An 18,590-nucleotide genomic window follows, 5' to 3' on the forward strand; every position below is an offset into this window, starting at 1 on the left:
GATGACCAGGGTGTTCCTCGTGGACGACCACGAGGTGGTGCGGCGCGGCGTCGCCGACCTGTTGGATCGCGAGAACGACATCGAGGTGGTCGGCGAGTGCGACGGCGCCGCCCACGCGCTCGGCCGCATTCTCGCCACCCGGCCCGACGTGGTGTTGCTCGACGTGCGGCTGCCGGACGGCAACGGCATCGACCTGTGCCGGGAGGTCCTCGCGGCCATGCCGCAGGCGCGATGCATCATGCTCACGGCGTATGACGACGACGAGGCGGTCTACGCCGCCGTGCTGGCGGGCGCGGTCGGCTATGTGCTCAAGGACATCCGCGGCAACCGGCTGGTCGACAGCGTGCGCCGCGCGGCGGCCGGCGCGACGCTGATCGACGCCGCGACCCGCCACCGGGTCACCGAGCGGATGCGGCACGGCGCCGACGACCCCCGCTTCGACATGCTCACCACCCGGGAGAAGCAGGTGCTCTCGCTCGTCGCCGACGGCCTGAGCAATCGGCAGATCGGCGCCGAACTCGGGCTCGCCGAGAAGACCGTGAAGAACTACGTGTCATCGCTGCTGGCCAAGCTCGGCCTCGAGAGCCGCACGCAGGCGGCGCTGCTGCAGGTGCAGGGCACGGCCCGCTGACCTCGCCGGCGCCCGGCTAGTGGCCGGATACCAGGTCGGCGAGCCGCGCGAGCGGCGAGGTGGTCTGGCGGCGGTCGAGCTCCGCGCGGTCGGCGGCGTAGTACATCGCGTACAGCGCCTGCACCGCCACCCAGCGCAGCGGCTCCGGCTCCCACCGCCGCACCCGGTGGTCGACCCAGGGCAGGGTGACGAGCTCGGTGTCGCGCTCGAGGATCAGGTCCGTGAGGGTGCGACCGGCGAGGTTGGTCGAGGCGACGCCGGTGCCGACGTAACCGCCGGCCCACCCGATGCCCGTCGCGCGGTCGAGGCCCACGGTGGCCGACCAGTCCCGCGGCACGCCCAGCACGCCCGACCAGGCGTGGTCCAGCCGCACCCCGCGCAGCACGGGCCAGAACCTCTCGATCAGCTCGCGCAAGCGGCGCACCGTGGAGCCGGGCGTGGCGCCATCCGTGTCGATCTTGGAGCCGTACCGGTAGGGGCGGCCGCGACCGCCGAAGGCGATGCGGTCGTCGGCGGTGCGCTGCGCGTACATGTACGCGTGCGCCATGTCGCCGAGGGTCTCGCGGCCCGCCCAGCCGATGTCCTCCCAGACCTGCGGGGGCAGCGGCTCGGTGACCACGAGCGAGGAGTTCAGCGGAAGCCAGTCGCGGTGCGCCCCGGCGAGCCCGGCCGTGAAGCCCTCGGTGGCCCGCACGATCGCCGCCGCCTGCACGACCCCCCTGTCGGTGATGGCGGCGAAAGGGCGCAGCTCGGTCACGCACGTGCCCTCGTACAGCTCGACGCCGAGCTCGAGCACGGTCCGGCGCAGGCCGGCGGCGAGCTTCGCCGGGTGCAGCCGCGCAGTGTGCGGATGCCACGCGGCGCCCATGGTGCCGGCCACGTCGATGCGCCGCCGCGCCTCCTCGGCCGAGTACAGCTCGAGGTCCGTCTCGGCCCACTGCTGCTCGGAGCGCGCGAAGGCGATCAGCCGCTCGAGCTGCGGCGCGTCGTACGCGACGAGGAACTCGCCGCCCTTATGTATGTCGGCGTCGATGCCCTCCGCCGCGGCGACCCGGATCACCTCGTCGACGGCGTCGTTCGCCGCCGCCTGGAACCGCGCCACCGCCTCCCGCCCGTGCGAGGCGAGGTACCGCTCGCGGCCCCCCGTGATCGAGTTGGCGAGCCAGCCGCCGTTGCGGCCCGAGGCGCCGTAGCCGGCGAAGCGCTGCTCGAGCACCACCACGCGCAGGCCCGGCTGCGCGCGCTTCAGGTAGTACGCGGTCCACAGGCCCGTGTAGCCGCCGCCGACGATGCACACATCGGCCCGGATGGAGCCGTCGAGCGGCTCGGTCGGGGCGGGCAGGCCGAGCTGCGACCACCAGAACGAGACCTCGCCGTTCCTCATCGGCCAACGGTATCGTGAGCGCGTGCTCGAGTTGACCCGCGACGCGTTCGAGGCGCTCGTGGTGGAGGAGCTGGATCAGCTGCCGGACGACATGGTCGACGGACTCGAGAACGTCGTGTTCCTCGTCGAGGACCGTCCGCCCGACGGATCCCTCGACCTGCTCGCCGAGTACGACGGCGTGGACGTGACCGAGCGCGACCGGTACGGCTTCGGCGAGCTGCCCGACCGCATCGTGCTCTACCGCGAGCCGCACCTGGCCGCGTGCGAGAGCATGGAGGAGCTGCGCGACGAGATCCACGTGACCCTCGTGCACGAGATCGCGCACTACTACGGCATCGACGACGCCGAGCTGCACCGCCTCGGCTGGGCGTGAGCCGCGGGCCCGGGCCGCGGGGTCGAGACCGCGGCGCTACATGGCGTTGCTGTCCTGGTCGTCGGTCTCGATCGGGTCGCTGTCGGCCCGGTCGAAGCGGTAGCGCACGAACAGCGTGTCGCCCACCTGCCGGGTGTCTGAGGCGACGTAGTGCATCTGCGACGGCAGACCCTCGACCGCGACGTAGACGTCGAGCTCCTTCTCGTACTCCCCGTCGATGTAGTCGCGGCCCTCCGTCGTCCCCGCGAGCGGGCCGTCCACGAACTCGGTGATGTACTGCTTCTCGGTGCTCATGCCTGAGACGGTACCCGGATCGTCCGTGCCGGTCAGGGCGCGGCCTGGTCGATCACGAGGTCGGCGAGGGCGATCGGATGCTGCGCGCGCACGAACTCATCGAACTGCCGGTCCCACATCTCCCAGTGCGCGTCGAACGCCCCCCGGTCGCGTGCCAGCGCGCGGGCCTTGCGCACCTCGTCGTCGGCGGTGAGCCACACCCGCAGCTCGGCGCAGGCGGCGGCCGCCCGGCTCAGCGCGCCGCAGCCCTCCACCACGAGCGGCGCGGCCGCGGTGACCTCGTGCCACTCCGCGGGCCGCCCCGCCGCCCAGTCCCAGCGCCGCCACCGGCCGGTCCCGTGCTCACGCAAGGGCCGCAGCAGCTCGTCGACGACCTGCCGGCTGCCGGCCTCGAGCCCGGACCAGCCGGGGTACAGGTCGTCGAGGCGCACGAGCTGCGGCATCCGATCGCCCGGCCAGTGCGCGACCAGCGCGTCGGCGAGCGTCGATTTGCCGGCCCCGCTCGGCCCGTCGATCAGCACCACCGGCGCGGGTGCGTCGAGCGCGGCCACGGCGGCGAGCACCCGCTGCTCAGGAGACAACCCAGTGCCAGCTTCCCGTGGCGACGGAGACGATGACCGCCAGCGCCGCGATCGCGATGCCGATCGCGGCGGCCGCTGCATCGGGGCGGCCCAGCGTGGACGGGCGCGCCCAGCTGCGCGGGCCGGGGGCGCCGAAGCCGCGGGCCTCCATCGCGGTGGCGAGCTTGCTGCCGCGGCGGATCGCGAGCACCAGCAGCGCGAACACGAGGCCCGCCCAGCGGCGCACCCGGCCGCGGTCGGCGACCCCGCGGGCCCGGCGCGCCAGCTCGAGCGCGCGCCAGTCGTCGAAGAACAGTCCGACCAGCCGCAGGGCGGCCAGCGCCCCGATCACGAAGCGGGCCGGCAGCCGCACGAGCTGGGCCAGCCCGTCGGCGAGCTCGGTGGGGTCGATGGTGAGGAACAGCACCACGGAGGGCACCCCGATCGCGGCGATGCGCAGGGCGGTGGCCACGGCGAACGCGATCGAGCCGTCGGTGATCTCGACGACGCCCCAGTGCCACCAGACCCGTCCCGCGGGGACGCCGTACAGGGTGGTCGTGATGCCGGCGAGCAGCGCGGCGACGCCGAGCGGCGCGAGCCGCGGCAGCACCGTGCGCCAGGGCAGCCGGGTCGCGGCGAGTACGGCCGTCTCGAGCACGGCGGCCACGGCGGCCGAGACCCAGTCGACGGTGGCGAGCAGGGTGAAGGCGACGAGCAGGGCGCAGCCCAGCTTGGTGACGGGGTTGACGCGGGCGAGGGCGCCGGTGCGCAGCGCGGGCAGCAGGCTCATCGGGCCGCCGCCTCTCGCGCGGCCAGCGGCCATTCGCGCGCGCCCAGCGCCCGCGCGAGTTCGGGGTCGTGGCTGACCGCGAGGATCGCGTCGCCGGCGTCGGCGAGCTCGCGCAGCAGCAGCACGAGCTCGGCCCAGGTGACCGCGTCCTGCCCGAAGGTCGGCTCGTCGAGCAGCAGCAGCTGCGGGCGGGTCGCGAGCGCGGTGCCGACCGTGAGCCGCCGCTTCTGCCCGCCCGAGAGGGTGTACGGGTTCGCGTCGGCGAGCGGGTCGAGCCGCAGGCGCGCGAGCAGCTCCTCCACGCGGGAAGCGACCTCCGCATCGGGCAGGCCGAGCGCACGCGGGCCGACCGCGAGTTCGCCGCGCACGGATGCCGCGAGCAGCTGGTGCTCCGGATTCTGGAACACGCTCCCGATCCGCGTCAGCAGCTGCCGCGACGACCAGGCGATCGGCGCGGGTCCGGCGTCTCCGGCGAGTGCGGGCGCAGCAGCCACCTCGCCCCCGAGCGGGCGCAGCAGCCCCCCGAGGGTGAGGGCCGTGGTGCTCTTGCCCGACCCGTTCGGTCCGGTGACGACCACCGCCTCGCCCGCGCCGAGCGTGAGCGACAGCCCGGACGCCACCGGCGTGCGCCCGTGGCCCACGGCGAGCGCGTGCGCGGTCAGCAGCGGCGCGCCGACGGGGCGCTGCGACGGCTCGTCCAGCACGCGCCGCCCGGGCAGCCAGACGCCCGCGGCGGCCAGTTCGTCGGCGCGCTCCACCAGCACACGGGCCGGGTCGCCGTCGGCCTGCAGCTCACCGTCGCCGCCGAGCACGATGACGCGGGTGGCGAAGTCCTGCCACACCTCCACCCGGTGCTCGACCACCAGGACCGTAGCCCCGGTGTCGTCGGCCACCCGCTCCACCGCCTCGCGCACCTCCGCGACGCCGTGCGGGTCGAGGTTCGCGGTCGGCTCGTCGAGCAGCAGCAGCCCCGGCCGCATCGCGATCACCCCGGCCAGCGCCAGCCGCTGCTTCTGCCCGCCGGAGAGCTCGGCGCTGGAGCGGCGCAGCGGCACCGCGAGGCCGACCGCGTCGAGCGCGTCCTGCACCCGCCGCCACAGCTCGTCACGCGGCACGCCGAGGTTCTCCAGCCCGAACGCGACGTCGTCGCCGACGCGCGCCAGCACCTGCTGCGCGTCCGGGTCCTGCAGCACGAGTCCGATCCGCCCGCGCTGCTCCTCGGGCCGGCGGCCGTCGACGAGCAGCGCGCCGCGCTCCTCGCCCTCGTCCGCCCCGCCGAGCACGCCGGCGAGAGCGGCCAGCAGCGTCGACTTGCCCGAGCCGGAGGCGCCGAGCAGCAGCACCCGCTCGCCCGGCGCGATGTCGAGGTCGAGCTCGCGCACCGCCCACGCCCGGCGGCCGGCGTGCCGCCACCCCCAGCCGGCCGCGCGCACCCCGGCGGCCCGTGCGGCCGTCACCGGCGGCTAGGCCCGCGCCCGGGCTTCGCGGCCGGAGGCGAAGCGGCTGAGCGCCCCGGTCCTCGCCAAGGCCCGCACCAGCAGCCACGACCCGAGCCCGGCGATCACGGTTCCCGACAGCATCGTGGTCGCGGCGTAGAGCACGTCGAACAGCGGCTTCGCGCCGGGGTACCACACGGTCAGGTCGAGGATCGACTCGCCGATGCCGGCGCCGAGCCCGCCGAGCAGGGCGGCGCCGAGCCCCCAGCGCCGGTACAGCAGCAGCGCGAACAGCGCCTCGGCTCCGGCGCCCTGCACCAGGCCCGAGACGAGGGTCAGCGGCCCCCACACCGTGCCGAGCAGCGCCGAGACGCTCGCGGCCACGAGTTCGCCGAACAGCGCGGCGCCTGGCTTGCGCACCACCAGCCCCACGAGCACGCCGGCGAACAGCCACGGCCCGTTGATGATGCCCTGCAGGCCGGGCAGCGCGGCCTCGATGGGGGCGCCGACGGGGTTGGATACGAGATCCCACACCCAGAACACGACACCCGCCGCGACCGCCAGCACGGCGGCCACGATGATGTCGACGGGGCGCCAGCGCGGGTCCGGGGTGCGCCGCGCCGCGGCATCCGTCGTCGAAGAGATCGTTGCGTGCACTCGTCTTATCCTTCCGTCGTGGAACGAGGCACGGGAAAAGAGAATGTCAGCCTCCCTGCGCCGGCATGACCCGGATCAGGTTCGACGGTCGAAGGTTGAGAACCTTCCTCTCAGCCCGGCTCACCGGACTCCCGTGTACTGAGCCCGATTATAGGCTGGGCGGCGTGGCTCCGTTCGCCCCGGTCATCGCGCTGGTGATCGCCCTGCTGGTGCTGCTGCGCGTGCTCATCTGGCAGCAGCGCCGTCGGCGACGGCGACGCTGACGACGGATGCCGCGGGCCGCTACTTCTTCGCGATCTTCAGCAGCCGCGCCAGCACCCGGCCCGTCACCCACACGAACGGGATGCCGACGGCCAGCAGGCTGACCAGGTTCGGCTCGAAGCGCAAGCCCCGGATGTCGCGCACGTACGCGCCGATCGGCACGCTCGCCACGAACCCCCCGCCGCCGTCGCCCTCGCCGGTGTCCTTCGGGCCCTTGCCCTCGCCGGCGCCGAAGCTGTGCACGCTCAGTGCGACCGGGACGATGTGGACCCCGTTGAGCTCGGTCGGCTCGCCGTAGACGTTCTTCACTCCGATGCCCATGACGGTATCGGCCAATCTCTCCACAAGGCTCATGCCGTCACGCTACGCGTCGCGCCCGGTGCACACCAGGCCCGCTCCCAGGCGGGGGTCCGACGGTTCGGGATAATCAGATGATGCCTGCGAGACGACGCGCCGCTTTCTCGGCCAACGCCTGCCTCGGTCTGGTGGCCCTCGCCGTCGGCGCCCTGCTGCTGTGGCACCGGGCGATCCCCGACGTCGAGGGGGTGATGGGGCTGCTCGAGTCGGTGCTGCCCTGGTTCGCCCTGGTGATCCTGTTCTTCGGCGTGCTGGCCGCCGTGCGGCGCTCGGCGTTCATCGGGGTCGGCGCGCTCGTGTCGGCGATCGTGTGGGCGGCGGTGTTCGTGCCGCAGCTGATGCCCGAGGAGAACTCGGGGCGCGCATCGGTCACCGTGATCAGCGAGAACCTCGACGCCGGCAACGGCGACCCGGCCGCCACCGTGCGCGCCATCGCCGACCGGCACCCCGACGTCATCGCCCTGCAGGAGCTGACCTCGGCCACGAGCCCCGTCGTCGTGAAGGCGCTCGAGGGGCGCTACCCGCATCACGTGCTCGTCGGCACGGTCGGCGTGTGGAGCACCCTGCCGCTGACCGGCGAGCAGTCCCTGACCCTCGGGCTCGGCTGGAAGCGGGCGCTGCGCGTCGACGTGGTCACCCGCGCCGGCGTGGTGCGCCTCTACTCGCTGCACGCCGCCTCGCTGCGCCCGGGCGAATTCCGCCAGCGCGACGAGATGCTCGACAATCTCGGCCGCACCCTGCGCGCCGACGACGCCAAGCGGCTGATCGCCCTCGGCGACTTCAACGCGGCCAGCACGGATCGCGCGTTCACGGAGCTGCTCAGCACGGTGCACGAGCCGCACACGTCGTCGTTCGGCTTCGGCTTCACCTGGCCGGCCGCCCTGCCCGTGGCGCGCGTCGACCACGTGCTGGAGCGGGGTCTGACCGTCGTCTCGAGCCGGGTGCTGCCGGCCAACGGCAGCGACCACCGCGGCATCGAGGTCGGGCTGCGCTGAGGCCCGCCGGCGGGGAGCGCCCGCCGCCCGGCGCCCTATCCGCGGTCGCGGTAGTGGTCGCTCTCGCCGACCTGCCGGGGCCTCGTGCCCAGCAGGGAGGCGGGGGCGACCACGCCGGGGCCGAACTTGGCGCTCACGTCGTCCACGGCGCGCTCCGCATCGCGCCAGTCCTCGTCCGGGTCCCAGAGCAGCGGGCTGCGCGCGTCCGGCTCCAGCTGCTCGACACGCACCCCGATCAGCCGCACCCGGTCGCCGGGCCGCCACGCCTCGCCGAGCAGGCCGGCGACCTCCTCGTAGATCCGCTTGCCGACCGCCGTCGGTTCCCCGATGGTGCGGGAGCGCGAGATGGTGCGGAAGTCCGAATAGCGCAGCTTGAGCGAGATGGTGCGCCCCACGGCGCCCGCCGAGCGCAGCCGGTGCGCCGCCTGCTGCGACATGCGCAGCAGCTCGCGCCGCAGCGTCGAGGCATCCGTCACGTCGTGCTCGAAGGTCTGCTCGTGCCCGATCGACTTCTCGACCCGCTGCGTCTCGACGGGGCGCACGTCGATGCCGTTCGCCAGCTCCCACAGGCGCCGGCCGCCCGCGCCGAGCCGCCGCTCGAGCACCTCGACCGGGGTGGCGGCGAGATCGGCGACCGTGCGCAGCCCGAGATTCGCGAGGGTGGACTGCGTCGAGGGGCCGACGCCCCACAGGGCGCCGACGGGCAACGGATGCAGGAACCCGAGCGTCTCGGAGACCGGAACCACGAGCAGGCCGTCCGGCTTCGCCCGCCCCGAGGCGAGCTTGGCGACGAACTTCGTGCCCGCCACCCCGACCGAGCAGGGCAGCCCGGTCTCCTCCCGCACCCACTGCCGCACCCGCGCGGCCACCTGCGCCGGGCTGCCGAGCAGCTTCCGCGCTCCGGCGACGTCGAGGAACGCCTCGTCGATCGACACGGGTTCCACGAGCGGCGTGGCGCGCTGGAAGATCTGCATGACCTGCCTCGACAGCTCGGCGTAGCGCTCCATGCGCGGGCCGACGGTGATCGCGTCCGGGCACAGCCGCAGCGCCTGGGCCACCGGCATCGCCGAGCGCACGCCGAAGCGGCGCGCTTCATAGGACGCGCTGGAGACGACGGACCGGCCGGTGGCGTGCCCGACGATCAGCGGCTTGCCGGCGTACTCGGGGTGGTCGAGCACCTCGACGGAGGCGTAGAAGGCGTCCATGTCGACGTGCAGGATGTGCGCCCCGGTGTCGTCCACGGGCCCGGTGGTCACCTGCCGGTCGCTGCCGTCCGCCTTTCCCACTCCCCCATTGTCGCGGTTGCGCCGTGCCGCCGGTGGGTAGGTTTGCAGCATGGAATTCAGATACCTCGGCAACTCCGGCTTCAAGATCTCCGAGATCATCTACGGCAACTGGCTGACGCACGCCTCTCAGGTGGACAACGACACCGCGACGAAGTGCATCCACGCCGCCCTCGACGCGGGCATCAGCTCCTTCGACACGGCGGACGCCTACGCGAACACGGCCGCCGAGGTCGTGCTCGGCGACGCCCTCAAGGGGCAGCGCCGGGAGAGCCTGGAGATCTTCACCAAGGTGTACTGGCCGACCGGCCCGAAGGGCAAGAACGACACCGGCCTGTCCCGCAAGCACATCATGGAGTCGATCGACGGCTCGCTCTCCCGGCTCGGCACCGACTACGTCGACCTCTACCAGGCGCACCGCTTCGACTACGAGACGCCGATCGAGGAGACGATGCAGGCCTTCGCCGACATCGTGCGCGCCGGCAAGGCGCTGTACATCGGCGTCAGCGAGTGGAACGCCGACCAGCTGCGCGCCGGGCACAAGCTGGCCAAGGAGCTCGGGTTCCAGCTCATCTCGAACCAGCCGCAGTACAACATGCTCTGGCGGGTCATCGAGCAGGAGGTCGTGCCGACCTCGCAGGAGCTCGGCATCTCGCAGATCGTCTTCTCCCCGATCGCGCAGGGCGTGCTCACCGGCAAGTACGTGCCGGGCCAGCCGCTGCCCGAGGGCAGCCGCGCGACCGACGACAAGGGCGGGAAGGACATGATCGCCCGGTGGATGCGCGACGACATCCTCACCGCCGTGCAGGGGCTGAAGCCGATCGCCGACGAGCTGGGCATCACCCAGGCGCAGCTGGCCGTGGCGTGGGTGCTGCAGAACCCGAACGTGGCCGGCGCGATCGTCGGCGCGAGCCGCCCGGAGCAGATCGCCTCCAACGCGGCAGCGTCGGGCATCAAGCTCGACGCATCCGTGCTCGGCCGTATCGACGAACTGCTCGGCGGCGTGGCGGAGACCGACCCGACCCTCACGCAGTCGCCGGCGACGCGCGTCGCCTGACCGGGGCGCCGGCAGCGATAGTGAGGCCGACTTAGGGATATCCCGTCTGATCGGGTACGATCGACCCCCGTTAGGGGCACAGGGCCGCGACCCCCGTTCCGCCTGTGCCCGAGCCGAAGCGGAGGGAACCCGATGACGGACACCACGCCCACCACCCAGTCGCCTCACATCGAAGCCACCGTCGTGCGCAGCGCCGAGGGGCCGTACATCGGCCACATCTCGGTCGACGGCGCCGTCTCGACGGTCGAGGGACGCACGGAGGACGGCGTCCGCCGCGACATCATCCGAGCCGTGGCGGGCGTCGCCCAGCGCCTGTCCCACCCGGTGCGGCTCGTCGCCCGCGACAGCCTGGGGGTGCAGACCGTGTCGGTCAACCCCGACGGCTACACCGAGGCGCTCACCCCGGTCACCCCCGCCGCCCCCGCCACCTCCGCCCCCGACGGCGGGCTCGACTTCGACGCGATCGTCGACCCGGGCCGCAACACCGGCCAGGGGCCCGTCTCCGACGACGACACCCTGCCCCGGTCCTCGCGGCGCGGCTCCGCGATCCCCGACCTCGAGTACCTGTTCCACTCGCAGGACGACGACGACGATGACGTCGACGAGGTCACGGATGCCTCCCCGGTCAGCGCCGCGACGAGCCTGGCGGCCGACCCGCAGCCCACCACCCGCATCCCGACGATGCCGAGCTACGCACCGCGCGTCACCCCGACGGCGGCCCCGGCGCACTCCGCCGCGACGACGCCGCCGCCCGCGGCATCCGCCCCGGCGCTGGCCGCCCCGGCCGCGGCAGCGGGTGCGACGGCCGCCTCCGCTTCGAGTGCCGCCCCCGCGACCCCGGCCGCGACCCCGACCCCCGCGGCGGCCGCGACCCCGACGACCCCCGCCGCCCCGACCACCGACCGCACGCCGTCCTTCGACCCCGTCGCCCGGCTGCGCGAGCCCGAGCCCGCCACGCCGACCCCGCCCGAGCACCTGCCCACGCTCTCCGACTTCATGGCCACCCGCCCCGAGTCGCCGATGAGCCCCGCCGAGCGCGGCTGGCAGGGTGCGCTGCGCCGCCTCAGCGGCGGCCTGATCAACCCGGCGCCCGGCGCCGCCGAGCTCGCGCACCGCAAGGCCGTCGAGGCGGTGCAGCGGTCCTTCTCCGGCCCGCGCACGGTCGTCGTGATCAACCCCAAGGGCGGCGCGCACAAGACCACCGCGACGATGCTGCTGGCCTCCACCTTCGGCCAGTACCGCGGCGGCTACACGCTCGCCTGGGACAACAACGAGACCCGCGGCACGCTCGGCTGGCGCGCGCTGCCGGCGGCGCACAGCAACACCGCCGTGTCGCTGCTGCACGATCTCGACCGCTTCGCCGATCCGACCCGCGCCCGCGTGGGCGACCTCGACGACTACGTGCGCTCCCAGGGCTCCGCGCAGTTCGACGTCCTCGCCTCCGACGAGGACCCGATGGCCACCGACCGCATCGACGCCGACGCGTTCCGGCGGCTGCACGAGACGCTGCAGCGCTTCTACCGGGTGATCCTGATCGACACCGGCAACAACATGCGCGCCGCCAACTGGCTGGCCGCGGTCGAGGCCGCCGACCAGCTCGTCATCGTCTCGACCGTGCGAGAGGACACCGCGGCAAGCGCCGCCTGGCTCGTCGACGGCCTGCGCGAGAAGGGCCTGGGCGACAAGGTGCGCGACGCGGTCACCGTGCTGTCGGCCACCTCGGCCCAGACCGACCCGCAGCTCTCCCGTCGCCTGCACGGCCACTTCGGCTCGCTGACCCGCGCGGTGCTCGACGTGCCCCACGACGTAGCGCTCGTCGACGGCGGCGCGATCAACTTCGACCTGCTGTCGAGGAACACCCGGGAGGCGTGGCTCGACGTGGCCGCGACGGTCGCCGAAGGGCTCTGACCCGCCTGACCCGCACACGCCGGTGCCAGGATGGAGGCATGGCGAGGATCGCGATCATCGGCGCACACGGCAAGGTCGGCCAGCAGCTCATGCGGCAGCTGTACGACGCGGGCGACGACTTCATCGGGATCGTGCGCGGCGAGGAACACGCCGAAGACATCTACCGGCTCGGCGGCGAGGGCGTGCGGCTCGACCTCGAGGCGACGGATGCCGCAGCCCTGGCCGACGCGATTCGCGGCGCCGACGCGCTGGTCTTCACCGCGGGCGCCGGCGCCGGGAGCGGGGTGCCGCGCAAGCGGACCGTGGACTACGGCGCCTCGGTGCTGTCGATCGAGGCGGCGAAGGCGGCGGGCATCCGTCGCTTCGTGCAGGTGTCGGCGGCCGGCGTCGACGACCCGGCCACCGCCCAGGCCTCGCCCGACCCGCAGTGGGCGGCGTACGTGGAGGCCAAGCGCGACGCGGACGCGGCGCTGCGCGACAGCGGGCTGGAGTGGACGATCCTGCGCCCGACGGCGCTGACCCTCGACGAGGGCACCGGGCTGATCGAGCTGGGCGAGCACGTGGACCGGGAGTCCGGGCGCATCCCCCGCGCCGACGTCGCCGCCACGATCATCGCCGTGCTGGGCGAGGACGGCAGCATCGGCAAGCAGTGGGAGCTGACCGGCGGGAACACCCCGATCGCCGAAGCCGTTGCGAGGTCGGTATGAGCGACACCCCCGACTGGCGGGCCCTGCAGACCCTCGCGCACCGCACCTTCGCCGACCGGCTCGCGCGCGTCACCGACTGGACGGCGCCGACCCCCGACACGGAGTGGAACGTGCGCCAGCTGGTCAGCCACGTCATCGAGGAGCAGCAGTGGGTGCCGCCGCTGCTGGCCGGACGCACGATCGCCGAGGCACGCAGCCGCATCGAGCCGCTGCGCGCCGACCTGGTCGCCGAGTGGGCGCGGTACTCGGCCCGGGCCGCCGAGGCCTGGGCCGCCGCGGACCTCGACGCCGTGGTGCAGCTCAGCTACGACGCCGTGCCCGCCCGGCAGTACCTCGCCGAGCAGGTCTGCGACGTGACGGTGCACACCTGGGATCTGGCGCGGGCGATCGGCGCCGACGAACAGCTGCCGGGCGAGCTCGTCGAGGCGGCCTGGAGCGTGCTCGAACCGCAGCAGGACACGCTGCAGGCATCCGGTCTCTACGCGCCCGCCGTGCCGGTGCCCGAGGACGCGCCGCTGCAGACCCGCCTGCTCGCCCTCACCGGTCGCCGCATCGCGGTCGCCGCCGCAGAGCCGCCCCAATAGGCTGGGGGCCATGACTTCGGCCCAGAAGCCGTGGATCGCGCACTACGCCCCCGGCGTGGTCACCGAGATCCCGCCCGTGACGGAATCCCTGCCCGACCTCATCGCCGACACCGTGGCCGAATGGCCGAGGAACGTCGCGCTCGACTTCTTCGGACGCGAGACGACGTACCGGCAGCTTGGCGAGCAGATCGACCGCGCCGCCGAGGGGCTGCGCAGGCTCGGGGTGAAGAAGGGCGACCGGGTGGCCCTCGTGCTGCCCAACTGCCCCGAGCACATCGCCGCGTTCTACGCCGTGCTGCGCCTCGGCGCGGTCGTGGTGGAGCACAACCCGCTCTACACCGCCCGCGAGCTGCGGCACCAGTTCGAAGACCACGGCGCGAGGTTCGCGATCGTGTGGCAGAAGGTCGCCCAGAAGGTGCTCGATCTGCCGGCCGACCTCGAGGTGCGCGCCGTCGTCTCGATCGACATCACGCAGGGCATGCCCCGCTCGCAGCGCCTCGCCCTGAAGCTTCCCGTCGCGAAGGCCAGGGAGGCGAAGGACAAGCTGTGGGCGAAGAAGCCCAAGGCGGCGATCGCCTGGCCGGAGCTGCTGAAGCACCGGCGCATCTCGAAGAAGGTGCCGGGGCCCGGAGCATCCGATCTCGCCGTCATCCAGTACACCAGCGGCACGACCGGCACGCCCAAGGGCGCGATGCTCACGCACGCCAACCTGATCTCGAACACGCTGCAGTGCCGCGCCTGGATCCCGGACGTGAAGAAGGGCGAGAGCGTCGTCTACGCGATGCTTCCCGTCTTCCACGCCTACGGGCTCACCCTCGGGCTCACCTTCGCGATGACGATGGGCGCCCGCCTCGTGCTGTTCCCCGCCTTCGACCCCGACCTCGTGCTGAAGGCGCACAAACGGCACCCCGCCACCTTCCTGCCCGCGGTGCCGCCGATCATCGCCCGGCTGCTGGCGCGCGCGGCGGAGAAGAAGGTGTCGCTCGCGGGCATCCGCCTCGGCATCTCGGGCGGCATGTCGCTCGACCCGGCCATGGTCGCGAAGTGGGAGCAGGCCACGGGCGGCATGCTGATCGAGGGCTACGGGCTGTCCGAGACCTCGCCGATCCTGTGCATCAACCCGCTCACCGACGAGCGCCGGGGCGGCAGCATCGGCATCCCCGTCTCGAGCACCATGGCGAAGATCGTCGACCGCGACGACCCGGAGCAGGAGCTGCCGTTCGGACAGGAGGGCGAGCTGGTCGTCTCCGGCCCGCAGGTCTTCGCCGGGTACTGGAAGCGCCCGGACGAGACGGCGGCGGCGCTGCGCGACGGGTGGTTCCGCACCGGCGACCTCGCCGTGATGGACGAGTCGGGCTTCGTGCGCATCGTCGACCGCAAGAAGGAGCTCATCATCACCGGGGGCTTCAACGTGTCGCCGTCGGAGGTCGAGGAGGCGGTCATCGCGCTCGAGGGCGTGACGGATGCCGCGGTCGTCGGCCTGCCCGACGAGCACAGCGGCGAACGGGTGGTCGCCGCCGTGGTCATGGCGCCGGGCGCCCCGTTCGACCCGGCGGCCCTGCGGGCGGCCCTGCGCGACTCGCTCACCCCGTACAAGGTGCCGCGGGAGATCGTGCAGCTCGACGAGCTGCCCCGCAACCTGATCGGGAAGGTGCTGCGCAAGAAGGTGCGCGAGCTGCTACTGCAGCGCGAAGACCGCCAGGCTTGAGGTCGCGGTCGCGACCAGACGGCCCTGCCCGTCGACGAGCGTCGCCTCGGCGAAGGCGACCCGGCTGCCGGGCTTGGTGACCGTGCCCTCGCAGCGCAGGCGGCCGCTGCCGGCGAGGATGGGGCGCAGGAACCGCACGTCGATGTCGATCGAGGTGTAGCCCTGGCCCTGCTGCAGCGTGGTCTGCACCGCGCAGCCGAGCGCCGAGTCGAGCAGGGTGCAGGCGAGGCCCCCGTGCACGGTGCCGATCAGGTTGTAGTGCTGCTCGCCCGCCTCGCACTCGAGCACGACCCGGCCCGGTTCGGCCTCGGTCAGCTCGAAGCCCAGCAGGCGCGCGATGGGCGGCATCGGGAAGCTGCCGTCGAGGAAGCCCCTGACGTAGTCGATGCCCGGCATGGTCGGGATGCGGGCCGCGGCGGGTGCCGGGTCCTCCCACTCGACGAGCAGCTTGCGATCGACCCCCGTGTCAGTCATGAGCCGAGCCTAGGGCAGGTGGGAGCATCGTGTCGTGACTTCGACGAGACACGACCGGCCCAGCAGCCTCGCCGCGCGACGCGTCGGGGTGATGCTCGCGGTCGGAGCGGTCGTTGGGGTCGGCACGGGGCTGCTCTCCTCGTGGTGGTACGCCGGGGTCGTCGGCTGGATCGCGGCCTGCACGGTGTACACCCTGTGGGTCTGGCTGCACCTGTACCGGATGGACTCGGATGCGCTGCGCGACCACGCCACCCGGGAGGACCCGGGCATCGTCGTCGGCGACCTGCTGATCATCGGAGCGAGCATCGCGTCGCTCGGCGCGGTGGCGATCATCCTGCTGCGCGCCAGCCACGACCAGGGGGCCGTGCAGGCGGTGTCGGCGGCCGTCGCGCTGGTGAGCGTCGCGCTCTCGTGGTTCCTCGTGCACACGCTGTACGCGCAGCGGTACGCGCGCGAGTACTACGGGCACCCCGAGGGCGGCATCGACTTCCCGTCGGAGGAAGACGAGGACCCGGTCTTCACCGACTTCGCATACCTGTCCTTCGACCTCGGCATGACGTACCAGATCTCGGACACGACGCTGCGCTCGCGCAAGCTGCGGGCGATCGTGCTGCGGCACACGCTGCTGTCCTACCTGTTCGGCACGGTGATCCTCGCCTCGACGATCAACCTCGTCGTCGGCCTCGGCAGCTGACGGGCGGCGCGGCCCGGCGGCCCGGGGCGGAGGCGCTAACCGACGCGCCCGCCGCCGATTCGTCACTTTCTGCGCGCGATCGGCGGTGCGGGAGCACAGTTCGACGAATCATCCGTGCTCGCGCGAGCCATTCGTCACTAATGGCGCAGCGTCGGCCCAGACAGAGCACGAATCGACGAACCGCCGGCCCTGCAGGTCATTCGTCACGAATGGTCCCCCGGTCGACCATGGCAAGCACAATTCGACGAATGGCCGGCGACCGGGGTGGCGAGTCGTCGATAGAGGCGCGAGACCGGGCCTGGCGCAGCACAAATCGACGAATGGGGAGCGGAGCAGGGGCTGGCAGACGTGCCGGGGCGGAGGCGCTACTGCCGCGCGCGCTCGGAGGCCCGGGTCACGGCGGCCCGGCGGGCGCGGCGGCGGATCAGCGGCGCGACGAGCGCCCGCCACCCGAGCAGGAACACGCCGAGCACGATCGATGCGACGACGACGAAGCTCGTCTCGACGCCCTGCTCGCTCGCGACCCGCAGCAGCATGCCGATCGCGACGGCGGCGACCCACACCGGCACACCGGTGCGCAGCAGCGCCATCGGGCGCCGCCAGGCGAGCGACACGGCCCAGCCGAGCAGCGCGCCGACCAGGAACGGCCACGCCGTCTGCATCACCCCTGCGACGCCGAGGTCTTCGCCGTGGCTGACGCGGCCGATCACCACGAAGAGCAGCACCAGCACCACGTCGAGCACGATCGACAGGAACACCCAGCGCTGCGGGTCGTCGGTCAGGGGATCGGGGCGGGCGGCGGGCGAAGAACTCATGCTCCCATCCTCACAGACCCAGGCTGGGCGTCGGTCATTCGGCGAAGCCCAGGAACCCCGTGAAGACGAGCTCGCGCACGGCCGGCAGCAGCTGCGCGCCGAGCTCCCCGGCGTCCACCTCGAAGATCGTCGCCAACGCGTCCACGATCTGCCCGGCCGCGAGCTCCCCGTCGCAGGCGCCGACGAACCCCGCCAGGGCCGGGTCGGCCTGCACGGCGCGGCCGAACCCGCCGCCCTGGTGCAGCACGATCACGGTCGGGTTCTCGTCTCCGGGCCAGGAGTGCCGCTCCTCGGTGACGTCGCGCGACACGACGAGACGGGCGGCGGAGAGCGCGGCATCCGTCATGCCGGCCAGGCGGTCGTGCGCGGCCAGTGCACCGTCCAGGTGCGCGCCCAGCCCGGCCTCGTTCGCGCCGCTCGTCTCGACCTGCTCGAAGCGGGCGAGCGTGGGCGCGCCGTCGGCGGGCCGGCGCAGGGTGAGATAGCCGAATCCGACGTAGTCGACGTCTCGGCGGGCGAAGTCGTCGAGCCAGGCGGCGTACCAGCGCTCGTAGGCGGCGTCGCCCGGGCGGGTGCCGCCGTCGCGGATCCAGGTCTCGGCGTACTGCGGCGCGTCCTGCAGCTCGCGCTCGACGACCCACGCGTCGAGCCCCTCGGTCCACCGCCGCACCCGGTCCAGGCCGTCGGCGCCGGCGCGGTACTCCCAGTTGCCGAGCAGCTGGGCGATGCCGCCCGGCTCGAGGTGCGCGCCCGTCTCGCGCACGACCCGCTCGACGAGCTCGTCCCCGGCGAACCCGCCGTCGCGGTACTCGTACTCGGGCACCTCCTCCACGCGCGGAGTGATCACGAACGGCGGGTTGCTGACGATGTGGTCGAAGCGCTCCCCCGCCACCGGGTCGAACAGCGACCCGAGCAGGAACTCGATGTTGCCGATGCCGTTCAGCGCCGCGTTGAACGCGGCGTACTCGAGGGCGCGCGGCGAGATGTCCGTGGCGACGACGCTGCCCGCGTACCGGGCGACGTGCATCGCCTGGATGCCGCATCCGGTGCCGAGGTCGAGGGCACGGCGGGCCGGCCGTGGCACGATCAGCCCGGACAGGGTGCTCGAGGCTCCCCCGATGCCGAGCACGTGGTCGGCCTCGAGCGCGTGGCCGAGCGCGAGCTCGCCGAGGTCGCTGGAGACCCACCACTGCGCGGAGCCGACGCCGTCGGTGAAGGCGTACGGCCGCAGGTCCACGAGCGGGCGCAGGCGATCGGATGCCTCGGCCGCCACCAGCCCGAGCCCGAGAGCCCCTCGCACCCCGGTGCGCGGCAGCGCCCCCTCCAGCTCCGCTTCCGAAACCTGCAGCCCGAGCACGAACAGCCACGCCAGGGTGCCGGCGGCCGAAAGCTCCCCCGCTTCCCGGCCCGCCGCGAGCTCCCGCTCGGCCGGCAGCCGGTGCGAGCGGGTGAGCGCGGCCCCGGCCGCGTCGCTCCACAGGGCGCGCACGCCGTCGACGGTGAAGCCGGCGGCCCCGAGGTCGTCGCGGAGCGGGGTGATCAGGGCGTCGTCGAGTCTCGGCATCCTTCGATCATCCCAGGCCGGGCTGGGCCGCGGGCCGGGCGGCCCCTAGGCTGCCGGA

General features: G+C 73.3%; 20 protein-coding genes and 1 riboswitch. Of the genes, 9 read left to right on the forward strand and 11 right to left on the reverse strand.

The features are described from left to right. The first annotated feature begins 1 nt into the window (after position 1). Positions 2 to 631 (forward strand): response regulator, encoded by a 630-nt coding sequence (locus tag H563_RS0102510; RefSeq protein WP_022881038.1) that lies wholly within the window; start codon positions 2 to 4, stop codon positions 629 to 631. A gap of 16 nt (positions 632 to 647) precedes the next feature. Here the strand turns inward: H563_RS0102510 and H563_RS0102515 are convergent, their stop codons facing one another. Then, a complete protein-coding gene (locus tag H563_RS0102515) occupies positions 648 to 2,015 on the reverse strand; it encodes an NAD(P)/FAD-dependent oxidoreductase (protein WP_022881039.1) in 1,368 nt (455 codons plus the stop codon). Positions 2,016 to 2,037: 22 nt separating this feature from the next. Here H563_RS0102515 and H563_RS0102520 point away from each other — a divergent pair, with 22 nt between their 5' ends. Continuing rightward, positions 2,038 to 2,388, forward strand: coding sequence for a metallopeptidase family protein (locus tag H563_RS0102520; protein ID WP_022881040.1), 351 nt, complete (start codon positions 2,038 to 2,040; stop codon positions 2,386 to 2,388). A 36-nt stretch (positions 2,389 to 2,424) separates the two neighbouring features. Here H563_RS0102520 and H563_RS0102525 read toward each other — a convergent pair whose 3' ends face one another. The 6 genes from H563_RS0102525 to H563_RS0102555 all read right to left on the reverse strand — a co-directional run bounded on the left by H563_RS0102525 (position 2,425) and on the right by H563_RS0102555 (position 6,740). Further along, complete coding sequence (locus H563_RS0102525; RefSeq protein WP_022881041.1) at positions 2,425 to 2,682, reverse strand: hypothetical protein; 258 nt, start codon at positions 2,680 to 2,682, stop codon at positions 2,425 to 2,427. Between the two features lie 32 nt (positions 2,683 to 2,714). Then, positions 2,715 to 3,263, reverse strand: a complete 549-nt coding sequence (locus H563_RS0102530) for an AAA family ATPase (RefSeq protein WP_245556805.1) — start codon at positions 3,261 to 3,263, stop codon at positions 2,715 to 2,717. After that, positions 3,253 to 4,032, reverse strand: a complete 780-nt coding sequence (locus H563_RS0102535) for an energy-coupling factor transporter transmembrane component T family protein (protein ID WP_027479008.1) — start codon at positions 4,030 to 4,032, stop codon at positions 3,253 to 3,255. Before H563_RS0102535 ends, H563_RS0102530 begins: the two co-directional genes overlap by 11 nt. Continuing rightward, positions 4,029 to 5,489: an ABC transporter ATP-binding protein gene (locus tag H563_RS0102540; RefSeq protein WP_022881044.1), complete on the reverse strand. Its 1,461-nt coding sequence runs from the start codon at positions 5,487 to 5,489 to the stop codon at positions 4,029 to 4,031. Before H563_RS0102540 ends, H563_RS0102535 begins: the two co-directional genes overlap by 4 nt. Positions 5,490 to 5,495: 6 nt before the next feature. After that, complete coding sequence (locus H563_RS0102545; RefSeq protein WP_022881045.1) at positions 5,496 to 6,125, reverse strand: ECF transporter S component; 630 nt, start codon at positions 6,123 to 6,125, stop codon at positions 5,496 to 5,498. Between the two features lie 35 nt (positions 6,126 to 6,160). After that, a riboswitch (TPP riboswitch) is annotated at positions 6,161 to 6,261 on the reverse strand. Positions 6,262 to 6,407: 146 nt separating this feature from the next. Continuing rightward, positions 6,408 to 6,740 carry a hypothetical protein gene (locus H563_RS0102555; RefSeq protein WP_033209209.1) on the reverse strand — a complete coding sequence of 111 codons (333 nt, stop codon included), beginning with the start codon at positions 6,738 to 6,740 and terminating at the stop codon, positions 6,408 to 6,410. A gap of 80 nt (positions 6,741 to 6,820) precedes the next feature. Between H563_RS0102555 and H563_RS0102560 the strand changes: the two genes are divergently transcribed. Continuing rightward, complete coding sequence (locus tag H563_RS0102560) at positions 6,821 to 7,738, forward strand: endonuclease/exonuclease/phosphatase family protein (RefSeq protein WP_162138917.1); 918 nt, start codon at positions 6,821 to 6,823, stop codon at positions 7,736 to 7,738. A gap of 35 nt (positions 7,739 to 7,773) precedes the next feature. Here H563_RS0102560 and H563_RS14640 read toward each other — a convergent pair whose 3' ends face one another. Continuing rightward, complete coding sequence (locus H563_RS14640) at positions 7,774 to 9,024, reverse strand: DNA polymerase IV (protein WP_022881049.1); 1,251 nt, start codon at positions 9,022 to 9,024, stop codon at positions 7,774 to 7,776. Between the two features lie 49 nt (positions 9,025 to 9,073). On the opposite strand from H563_RS14640, the gene H563_RS0102570 reads away from it, so the two are divergent. The 5 genes from H563_RS0102570 to H563_RS0102590 all read left to right on the forward strand — a co-directional run bounded on the left by H563_RS0102570 (position 9,074) and on the right by H563_RS0102590 (position 14,985). Further along, positions 9,074 to 10,078: an aldo/keto reductase family protein gene (locus H563_RS0102570; protein WP_022881050.1), complete on the forward strand. Its 1,005-nt coding sequence runs from the start codon at positions 9,074 to 9,076 to the stop codon at positions 10,076 to 10,078. Between the two features lie 132 nt (positions 10,079 to 10,210). Continuing rightward, positions 10,211 to 11,986 carry a MinD/ParA family ATP-binding protein gene (locus tag H563_RS0102575; RefSeq protein WP_022881051.1) on the forward strand — a complete coding sequence of 592 codons (1,776 nt, stop codon included), beginning with the start codon at positions 10,211 to 10,213 and terminating at the stop codon, positions 11,984 to 11,986. 38 nt (positions 11,987 to 12,024) lie between these two features. Next, complete coding sequence (locus H563_RS0102580; RefSeq protein WP_022881052.1) at positions 12,025 to 12,693, forward strand: SDR family oxidoreductase; 669 nt, start codon at positions 12,025 to 12,027, stop codon at positions 12,691 to 12,693. Continuing rightward, a complete protein-coding gene (locus tag H563_RS14645; RefSeq protein WP_022881053.1) occupies positions 12,690 to 13,277 on the forward strand; it encodes a TIGR03086 family metal-binding protein in 588 nt (195 codons plus the stop codon). The genes H563_RS0102580 and H563_RS14645 overlap by 4 nt, the downstream gene beginning before the upstream one ends. 10 nt (positions 13,278 to 13,287) lie before the next feature. Further along, the gene (locus H563_RS0102590; protein ID WP_022881054.1) at positions 13,288 to 14,985 is read left to right on the forward strand and encodes a long-chain-fatty-acid--CoA ligase; all 1,698 of its coding nucleotides are present in this window, start codon (positions 13,288 to 13,290) and stop codon (positions 14,983 to 14,985) included. Here H563_RS0102590 and H563_RS0102595 read toward each other — a convergent pair. Continuing rightward, positions 14,956 to 15,459 (reverse strand): PaaI family thioesterase, encoded by a 504-nt coding sequence (locus H563_RS0102595; RefSeq protein ID WP_022881055.1) that lies wholly within the window; start codon positions 15,457 to 15,459, stop codon positions 14,956 to 14,958. The two genes, H563_RS0102590 and H563_RS0102595, sit on opposite strands and share 30 nt — an antisense overlap. Before the next feature lie 34 nt (positions 15,460 to 15,493). Here H563_RS0102595 and H563_RS0102600 point away from each other — a divergent pair, with 34 nt between their 5' ends. Further along, positions 15,494 to 16,153, forward strand: a complete 660-nt coding sequence (locus H563_RS0102600; protein ID WP_022881056.1) for a DUF1345 domain-containing protein — start codon at positions 15,494 to 15,496, stop codon at positions 16,151 to 16,153. 365 nt (positions 16,154 to 16,518) lie between these two features. On the opposite strand, the gene H563_RS0102605 is transcribed toward H563_RS0102600, so the two are convergent. Further along, on the reverse strand, positions 16,519 to 16,968 hold the full coding sequence (locus H563_RS0102605; RefSeq protein WP_022881057.1) for a DUF3054 domain-containing protein: 450 nt from the start codon (positions 16,966 to 16,968) through the stop codon (positions 16,519 to 16,521). Between the two features lie 34 nt (positions 16,969 to 17,002). Further along, positions 17,003 to 18,532 (reverse strand): DUF7059 domain-containing protein, encoded by a 1,530-nt coding sequence (locus tag H563_RS0102610; protein WP_022881058.1) that lies wholly within the window; start codon positions 18,530 to 18,532, stop codon positions 17,003 to 17,005. Positions 18,533 to 18,590 lie beyond the last annotated feature (58 nt).

The sequence above is a fragment of the Gryllotalpicola ginsengisoli DSM 22003 genome (assembly GCF_000419445.1).
In the GTDB taxonomy this organism is placed as follows: Bacteria; Actinomycetota; Actinomycetes; order Actinomycetales; family Microbacteriaceae; genus Gryllotalpicola; species Gryllotalpicola ginsengisoli.